We start from the raw sequence: 1275 nt of genomic DNA, 5'->3' as shown, positions 1-1275 counted from the left end.
GGCATATAGGAACCAAAGTTATTGCTTTAGACTTCTCGTTCAGGTGTTGAAGACGGGCATGTGCAGGTCGGTCCATTCGATTGAGGTGCCGGGTTCCGGGGCGTCTCCGTCGAAGGTTCCGTCCGTTTCGGCGTGGGCGGGTGGTGTCGCGCCACCCGGCATGGCGAAGCGGTAGGGGTCCGGCTTGGCGCTCTTCATGTAGCATGCCCATTCGCATGCGAGGACACGGTGCCGTCCGGGAAGGCCGCGGTGATTGACGAGCATGCGTTTGATCGGCGCGTTGATCCCGCCCTCGAGGCGGTTGGTGGTGCACGGCACGGGGCCGGCGGATACGAGCGCGGGGTCGAGGAACGCGAACAGGGACCCCGATCTGAGCAGCGATTCCAGCCTGCGGTAGCAACGTCGCAGGGGCTGGTGCGTCCACCACCATTCCTGTCCGGCGGCGCGGGGGTCCCCGGGCGCGTCCCTGGCGTAGGTGCGTTCCGCGAGCGTGTCGCGCCACCGGTTGTGCCATTCGTGCAGTTGCACCGCCCAGGCCGCGGCCTGCTCCGTGTCGTGTATTCCGGTGATCGTGTCGGCGAGGCGCTTGAGCTCGCGTCCCGCCTGCAGGCGCGGCCTCGACGTCAGGTCGCGGCGTGAATCCCGTTGCACGTGCACGAGGCAGCGTTGCATGCGCGTGCCGGGCCATGCCCGCCGGCAGGCGTTCCCGATGCCCCGGAGGCCATCGCATACCAGCACGTCCGGCGCGGGGATCCGGGAGAACAGCGCGATGTACTCGTCCGTCGACTCCCGCGCGCACCATCGCCAGGCGATGACCTCCCCGGACAGGCCGTCGATGGCAACCAGCAGGCACCCGCCGCCTCTCAGGTACGTGCCATCCGCCATGACGACATGCCTGGCGGCGGCGTCGGGTTCCAACACGGGGCGCAGGCCCCAGCACCAGGAGGTCCTCTTGCGGAACGCGCGCGACCCGGACGGCTGCGGCGACGGCGCGAGCAGCCAGCCGAGGAACTCCGCCAGCTCGGCACGCCTGCGCCTGGACGGGTCGCGCACCGCGCCCGTCGTCCTGCAACCCGGGCACATCCAGCGTTGGCGCCCGAGCCGGTCATGGCCGTTCTTCTTCATCCTCGCCCCGCACAATCCGCACTCCGGGGCCCTGTTCGATCGTGTCCTCATCACCCCATGAAGACACGGGAACCAAGTTCGACACCACGACACGCCTACGGCCACAACGCCTGCGGGGATTATAAGCAATAACTTTGGTTCCTATATGCC

1 protein-coding gene is annotated in these 1275 nt (G+C 67.8%); it reads right to left on the bottom strand.

The genetic code is table 11. The annotated features are described in order from the left end of the window. Window positions 1-39: 39 nt before the first annotated feature. Window positions 40-1176, bottom strand: coding sequence for an IS1249 family transposase (locus CLV65_RS08630; RefSeq protein WP_094692035.1), 1137 nt, complete (start codon window positions 1174-1176; stop codon window positions 40-42). Window positions 1177-1275 lie beyond the last annotated feature (99 nt).

Origin of the sequence: Pseudoscardovia suis (assembly GCF_002797875.1) — a bacterium.
In the GTDB taxonomy this organism is placed as follows: Bacteria; Actinomycetota; Actinomycetes; order Actinomycetales; family Bifidobacteriaceae; genus Pseudoscardovia; species Pseudoscardovia suis.
The sequence above is the reverse complement of the archived record's forward strand: the minus strand, read 5'-3'. Positions and strand labels throughout refer to the sequence as shown.

What these genes read in the sequence shown, in the direction of transcription:
- CLV65_RS08630 (WP_094692035.1), bottom strand. Translation starts at nt 1,176, where the DNA reads ATGAGGACACGATCGAACAGGGCCCCGGAGTGCGGATTGTGCGGGGCG.